This is a genomic window from Spongiactinospora gelatinilytica (assembly GCF_003236385.1).
GTDB lineage: Bacteria > Actinomycetota > Actinomycetes > Streptosporangiales > Streptosporangiaceae > Spongiactinospora > Spongiactinospora gelatinilytica.
Map to the genome: position 1 here is coordinate 1 of NZ_POUA01000425.1, position 6,155 is coordinate 6,155.

7 protein-coding genes and 1 pseudogene are annotated in these 6,155 nt (G+C 71.5%); 3 read left to right on the forward strand and 5 right to left on the reverse strand.

From position 1 onward, the window contains the following. Nucleotides 1–52: 52 nt before the first annotated feature. The 4 genes from C1I98_RS33685 to C1I98_RS33700 all read right to left on the reverse strand — a co-directional run bounded on the left by C1I98_RS33685 (nucleotide 53) and on the right by C1I98_RS33700 (nucleotide 2,986). Nucleotides 53–676, reverse strand: a complete 624-nt coding sequence (locus C1I98_RS33685) for a DedA family protein (RefSeq protein WP_233508409.1) — start codon at nucleotides 674–676, stop codon at nucleotides 53–55. Nucleotides 677–999: 323 nt separating this feature from the next. After that, entirely contained in the window at nucleotides 1,000–1,725 is a 726-nt protein-coding gene (locus C1I98_RS33690; RefSeq protein WP_111171385.1) for a hypothetical protein, read from the reverse strand. Continuing rightward, complete coding sequence (locus C1I98_RS33695; protein WP_111171386.1) at nucleotides 1,722–2,621, reverse strand: ATP-binding cassette domain-containing protein; 900 nt, start codon at nucleotides 2,619–2,621, stop codon at nucleotides 1,722–1,724. Before C1I98_RS33695 ends, C1I98_RS33690 begins: the two co-directional genes overlap by 4 nt. Further along, nucleotides 2,618–2,986, reverse strand: coding sequence for a GntR family transcriptional regulator (locus C1I98_RS33700; RefSeq protein WP_111171387.1), 369 nt, complete (start codon nucleotides 2,984–2,986; stop codon nucleotides 2,618–2,620). The genes C1I98_RS33695 and C1I98_RS33700 overlap by 4 nt, the downstream gene beginning before the upstream one ends. Before the next feature lie 160 nt (nucleotides 2,987–3,146). Here C1I98_RS33700 and C1I98_RS44605 point away from each other — a divergent pair. From C1I98_RS44605 to C1I98_RS33715, 3 genes and pseudogenes are all read left to right on the forward strand, one after another. Then, nucleotides 3,147–3,890, forward strand: a pseudogene (locus tag C1I98_RS44605) (serine hydrolase domain-containing protein). A gap of 85 nt (nucleotides 3,891–3,975) precedes the next feature. Beyond that, nucleotides 3,976–4,455 carry a cytochrome P450 gene (locus C1I98_RS33710; protein ID WP_233508410.1) on the forward strand — a complete coding sequence of 160 codons (480 nt, stop codon included), beginning with the start codon at nucleotides 3,976–3,978 and terminating at the stop codon, nucleotides 4,453–4,455. A gap of 15 nt (nucleotides 4,456–4,470) precedes the next feature. After that, a complete protein-coding gene (locus C1I98_RS33715) occupies nucleotides 4,471–5,355 on the forward strand; it encodes a LysR substrate-binding domain-containing protein (protein WP_111171389.1) in 885 nt (294 codons plus the stop codon). Nucleotides 5,356–5,383: 28 nt separating this feature from the next. Here the strand turns inward: C1I98_RS33715 and C1I98_RS33720 are convergent. Continuing rightward, nucleotides 5,384–6,155, reverse strand: a 772-nt coding sequence (locus C1I98_RS33720) for an aminoglycoside 3'-phosphotransferase (protein WP_111171390.1), incomplete at its 5' end; no start/stop codon positions are given.

A 6,155-nucleotide genomic window follows, 5' to 3' on the forward strand; every position in this document is an offset into this window, starting at 1 on the left:
CGACCAGCCCCGCCAGCGTGCGCAGCCAACCGCCCACCACGCTCGCCACCCGTCAGACCCTTTCGCGGTCTCGCTCCCGGTGCCGCCCGCCGCCGCCCTGCCGCTCGCGCCTGCCGCGGATGATCCTGGCCACCACGAACCAGATCACCGCCAGCGCGCACAGGCCCAAGACGCCCTTGGACACCACGCCCATGTACCGCTCGATGATGCCCCAGTTCTCGCCCAGGGCGTAGCCGGCCAGCACGAACGCGGTGTTCCAGATCAGGCTGCCCAGCGCGGTCAGCCCCAGGAACGTGGTGATCTTCATCCGCTCCACCCCGGCCGGGACCGAGATGAGGCTGCGGAAGATCGGGATCATCCGCCCGAAGAACACCGCCTTGGTGCCGTGGCGGGCGAACCACGCCTCGGTCTTTTCGATGTCGGCGACCTTCACCAGCGGCAGCCGGGCGGCGATCCCCACGATCCGGTCGCGGCCGAACAGCGCACCGACGCCGTACAGCGCCAGCGCGCCCACCACCGACCCGATCGTCGTCCACACCACCGCCCCGATCAGGCTGAGGTCGCCCCTGCTGGCGGCGAAGCCGGCCAGCGGCAGGATCACCTCGCTGGGCAGCGGCGGGAACAGGTTTTCCAGGGCGATGGCGATGCCCGCCCCCGGCTCCCCCAGGCGTTCCATCAGATCGATCGCCCAACCGGCGATCCCATCCATCTCAACGGCATTCATAAATCAAGACGCTATTCATCTCGGCGTGACAGAGGAATGAGGCCCACCCCCCGCCGCCGTGGCGGCTACCCCAGGACGGGGGTGTGGAAAACCTCAGTTCCCGATCAACGCGCGGCGCGGCGGCAAAGTGCCCGTCTGCACGGGCATCTCACGGCATTCCCAAACAAAGGCCCCGGCGCAGGCACACAAACCTCCCATACGCGGCAGGATGCCGGTCGCCCGCCCCTGCCGGACCGCGGCGGCGGGCCGCACCGGCCCGGGCGGGAACGGCCCGCTCAGCCGAGGTTACGTATCGGCATGTCACGGATGAAGGCCCAGGTCAGCGCGAACACCAGGGCGCAGCCGCCGATGGCCGCGGTGATCGCCATGCCCGTCGTGCCCGTCGTGCCCGGCAGGTCCGGCGTCGGCAGCCGGCCGATGATCGGCAGCACCTGGATCAGGTCGGTGGCCGAGTGGACCAGGATCACCGGCACGGCCGCGACCGGGATCAGCAACACCCCGCCGGTGGAAAGCCGGTAGAAGGCGGCGCCGAGCAGCGCCCCGGCGCTCACCCACACCAGGTACTGCGCCCAGTACTCCGCCAGGACCAGCGGAACCTGCCCCGGCCCCCCGAACAGGTGCCGGTCGGCGATCTGGTGCGGCCAGCCGCCCAGCCGGTACACCAGGCCCTCCAGCAGGTACCCCAGCGCGGTCAGCGCCGAGACCGCGGGCGCGAACAGCAGCATGAACACCGCCGCCTGCCCGGCGAACTCGCGCCGGGTGCGCCCATGGGCGACGTACACCGGCAGGTAGAGCCGCACCACGGTGATGCCGATCACCAGCACGTACCAGCGGGCGGCCTGCACGGCCCGCTCCCACACGCTGGTCTCCAGGTCGCCGAACACGCCGATGGCCACGGCCACGCCCATCACCACCACCACGAAGATCGCATAGACGATCAGCGTGAAGTACAGGTTGGCGGCCAGCAGCCGCCGGGGGAAGATCGCCGCAAGGCCGTTCATGAGCGCTCTCCCGGCCCGGCGTCCGGCGTCTTTCGGGCGGTCAGGTGGACGAACAGGTCCTGGATGGCGATCGGCCCCAGTTCCAGCCCGGCCGCCAGGGCCTTGCCGCGGCGTTCCTCGCCGAGTTCGCCGTACACCATCGCCGAGCGGGTGCGGCCCAGCCGCTTGTCGCCCAGCACGGTCAATCCCGCGACGAAACGCCCGACCTCCTCCTCGGGGCCGGTCACCGAGACGCCGCGGCCGCGCAGCGCCTCGCTCTGCTCGTGCAGCACCAGCCGCCCCCGGTCGATGATCAGAATCTCCTCGAACAGCGAGCTCACCTCCTCGATCAGGTGCGTGGACATGATCACCGTGCGCGGGTGGGCCATGAAGTCGGCCAGCAGTTCCTCATAGAAGGCGTACCGCGAGGGAGCGTCCATCCCCAGGTAGGACTCGTCGAACATGGTCACCGGCGCGCGCGAGGCCAGCCCGAGCACCACCCCGAGCGCCGAGCGCTTGCCCAGCGACAGCGCGGCGACGTTCTTGCGGCGGGGGATCTGGAAGGCGTCCAGCAGCCGCTCGGCGTAGGCCGCGTCCCAGGTCGAACGCAGCGCCTCGGCGAAGTACAGGGCGTCGTTGACGGTGCCGATCGCCGACGCCTCCCCCGCCTCCCTGATCAGGCACGTCTGCCGGGTGACGGCGGCGTTCTCGAACACCGGCCGCCCGCCGATGCGCACCGAGCCCGCGCCGGGCCTGCGAAAGGCCCCGAGCACCGACAGCAGGCTCGTCTTGCCCGAGCCGTTGCGGCCGAGCAGCCCGTAGATCTTGCCGCCGGTGAGGGTGAAGCCGACCCCGTCGAGGGCGACCGTCTCACCGTAGGTCAGGCGCAGGTCGCTGACCTCGACCTGCAGGCTCATGCGCGCTCCTCGCGCGCGTGCCCGCCGATCCGCTCGATGATCTCCGTCACCGGGATGCCGATGGCGTGCGCCTCGGCCACCATCGGATCGACCACGTCGGTGAAGAACCGCTTGCGCCGCTGCTCGCGCAGCAGGTCGCGGGCGGCCGGACTGACGAACATGCCGATACCTCGCTTCTTGTACAGGACGCCCTCATCCACGAGCTGCTGGAACGCCTTGGCGGCCGTGGCCGGGTTGATCCGGTAGAAGGCGGCGTACTGGTTGGTCGACATGACCTGCTCATCGCCCGCCAGCACCCCGTTCAGGACGTCGGTCTTGATCTTGTCGGCGATCTGCCGGTAGATCGGGCTCCGGTCGTCGAACACTCGCGCGCCCCTGCCTCATCGGTTCATTGCTCTACTAATGAACCATAGCACCTTTGGGGCGTATCGGGCAATCGCCGCCCCCGGCGGCCGGGGGAGGCCCACAGGGCGCACCGCCGATGTGGTTCACCGCACGGCGGAACGTCCAGCAGCCCCCCGCGGCGTGACGGCGGTACACGGCGACGCCCCGCTCGCCACACGAATCGAACAAGCGCTCGGTCCACGTCATCCCGTCGCCGCCGCCGCCCTCATCACCCCCGACGGCACGACCCTGGCCGCGCGCGGCGCCCCCCTGGAGGCGGACTACGAGATCGGCTCGATGGCCGTCACCGGCCTGCTGTACGCCGACGCCCTGGAACGCGGCGAGATCAACCACGACACCACCCTGGGCGAGCTGCTGCCGCTCGGCCACGTCCCCGCCGCGAAAGTGACCCTGGCCGCGCTCAGCACACACCGCTCAGGGCTGCCCCGCCTGCCCAGATCGGCGCGCCCGCTACGGTGCGCCATCGCCCTGTGGCGGTACGGCACCAACCCCTAGCACGATGACCTGCCGCAACTGCTGACCCAGGCCCGCGGCACGGCGGTCGGCAGGCCCCGGGTGCGCTACTCCAACTTCGGCTTCGAACTGCTCGGCCACGCCATCGCCGCCGCGGCCGGCCTGCCCTACGCCGAACCCCTCACCCGCCGTATCGCCCACCCGCTCGGCCTCGAACGCTTCCACCACCCCGCCACGCCCTACCACCTCGGACCGGACGCGCTCACCGGAACGACCCGCCGCGGCAGGCCACGGCGACCATGGGCCGGAGAGGCCCTGGGACCGGCCGGCGGCATCCGGGCCTCCATCGCAGACATGGCCCGCCTGCTGACCGCGCGTCGTCGCCGCCAAACGCGCCGCGCACGGGGATGACCTGCTGTCGGACCTGACCCGCGTCTCGGAGGCCGGCGATTCGCCTCTCCCACGCCGAACTGGTGTCCATGGCTTCCTGCTGCTGGTGGCCGGCCATGAGACGACGGTCAACCTGATCGGCAACAGCGTGCTCGCGCTGCTGAGCGACCCCGGGCAGATGGCGGCGCTGCTGCCCGGCGCGGTGGAGGAGTTCCTGCGCTACGACGGCCCGATCAACATCGCCACCGTACGGTTCACCACCGCCCCGGTGCCCGTCGGCGATGTGGAGATCCCCGCCGGAGAGTTCGTCATGATCTCCCTCCTGGCGGCCAACCGCGACGCCGACCGCTTCCCCGACCCCGACCTGCTGGACCTCACCCGGCCCGCCGCCGGTCACCTCGCCTTCGGGCACGGCATCCACCACTGCCTCGGGGCCCCGCTGGCCCGGCTGGAGGCCGAGATCGCGCTCGGGCGGCTGCTCGACCGGTTCCCGGCGATGACCCTGGACGCCGACCCCGCCGACCTGCGATGGCGCGACAGCACCCTGATCCACGGCCTGCACGGCCTGCCCGTCCGCCTCGCCTGACGACAGCCCGCCGCCATGACCATGCCCACGACCCGGCCGCGTTGCCCAGGTGCGGCGAGCGTGGCCGCGTACGGCACCACCACCTGCGCGGCCACCGACGTCAGCGCCGTCAGCGCGGTACCCGGCCACAAGCACCGGGCCGCTCGGCGCGAGCGCCGACACCAGCAGGAACACCGCCGTGGCGCCGGGGAGGCGTTCCTGCCCGCGGCCCGGGAGTGCCTGGAGGCCGCCGACCGCGCGCGGGCCGAGGTCGCGGCCGCCGGCGGGCAGATCGTCGGGCGCCTGGCCGTCGGCGCCATCCCCACCGTGACCGCCATCGACCTGCCGATCGCCCTGTGCGACTACCGCCACCGCCACCCGAGTGTGCACATCACGCTCACCTCGGCGGGCAGCGAGGTCCTGATCGAACGGGTCCGGCGCGGCGAGATCGATGTGGCGTTCCTCGGCCTGCCGCCCCACATGGAGCCCAAAGGCGTCCGAAGCCGCCTCGCCGGAGGCGAACTCGTCGCCGTGGTCGCCCCGGACCACCACCGGACAGAGCGCGAGACGGACCTGCGAAGCCTGGCCGATGAGCCGTTCATCGACTTCCGCGTCGGCGCGGCCGGGCGGGCGCAGTCCGATGAGGCGTTCGCGGCCGCGGGAGTACGGCGCGAGATGCCCTTCGAGGTGCCCTCGGCCGACTTCATGGTCGATCTGGTACGGCAGGGCCTGGGCGTGGGCATGCTGCCGGCCGCGTACGCGCCGCGCTCACCCGACCTGCGCGTCATCCGCCTCCGCGACGCCCCCACCCGCGTCGAGCACCTGATCTGGGACGACCGGCCCTCCCCCGCGGCCACGGCCTTCATCGAGCTGATCCACGCCGGGCGCGACGGCCCCGGCGCCGACGAACGGCAAGGGTGAGCCGGCGGCACGGCGCTCACCCGGGCCTTCAGAACATCTCATCCAGCAGCCGGAAGTAACCCAGCTTCCGCTCATCCAGGACATCCAGCCCATAGGCCGCGAAAAAGTCATCGACAGCAGGTGGGCCGAAATCGGCGCGCAAATCCCGCACCGCGATGGCCAGATCAAGGTAACGGTCGGCCACGCCGAGCCCCCCGACATCGATCAGCACCGGATCGCCCACGGGCGGCACCAGCACATTGCCCGGCGTGTAGTCGCCGTGCGCGACGACCGGATCCTCCTCGGCGGGACGCTCGGCGATCAGCCGATCAAGGACCTCCTGCGGCGAACAACCGGCATGATCCTCGTCGAAGTCATCGGCATCGACCAACCCGCCGCGCACCCGTGTGCCCGCCCGGGCCAGACGGACATCGAGCCGTTCGTCGAAAGGACACTCCCCGACCTCGATGGCGTGCAGGCCCCGCAGAACCCGCCCCAGCACCGTGCCGATCTCCGGCGGCGCGGCGGTTTCCAGGCTGGGCGCGCCCACATCGGCCAGCACCAGGCTCTGCCCGTCGAAGGCGACGATGCCGGGCACGGCCGCCCACCGCTTGAGCCAGCGCAGCCGCTCATGCTCGGCGACGGCGATCGGGCCCTGCTTGACGTAGAACACCCCCGCCGCGCCCGTCACCCGCATCACCTGGCCGCTCATCCCCTCATGCTGATCCGACCACACAGGGTCCGGGCCGAGCACGGCCATGATCTGCTCACTCACCCGCATGCGGGGGATCGTAACAACGCCCACGCAGATTCCGGACATC

Excerpts from the sequence above, each read along its gene's own strand:
- C1I98_RS33685 (WP_233508409.1), bottom strand. The coding sequence starts at position 676 with ATGGAACGCCTGGGGGAGCCGGGGGCGGGCATCGCCATCGCCCTGGAA.
- C1I98_RS33715 (WP_111171389.1), top strand. The coding sequence starts at position 4,471 with ATGACCATGCCCACGACCCGGCCGCGTTGCCCAGGTGCGGCGAGCGTG.
- C1I98_RS33690 (WP_111171385.1), bottom strand. The coding sequence starts at position 1,725 with ATGAACGGCCTTGCGGCGATCTTCCCCCGGCGGCTGCTGGCCGCCAAC.
- C1I98_RS33695 (WP_111171386.1), bottom strand. The coding sequence starts at position 2,621 with ATGAGCCTGCAGGTCGAGGTCAGCGACCTGCGCCTGACCTACGGTGAG.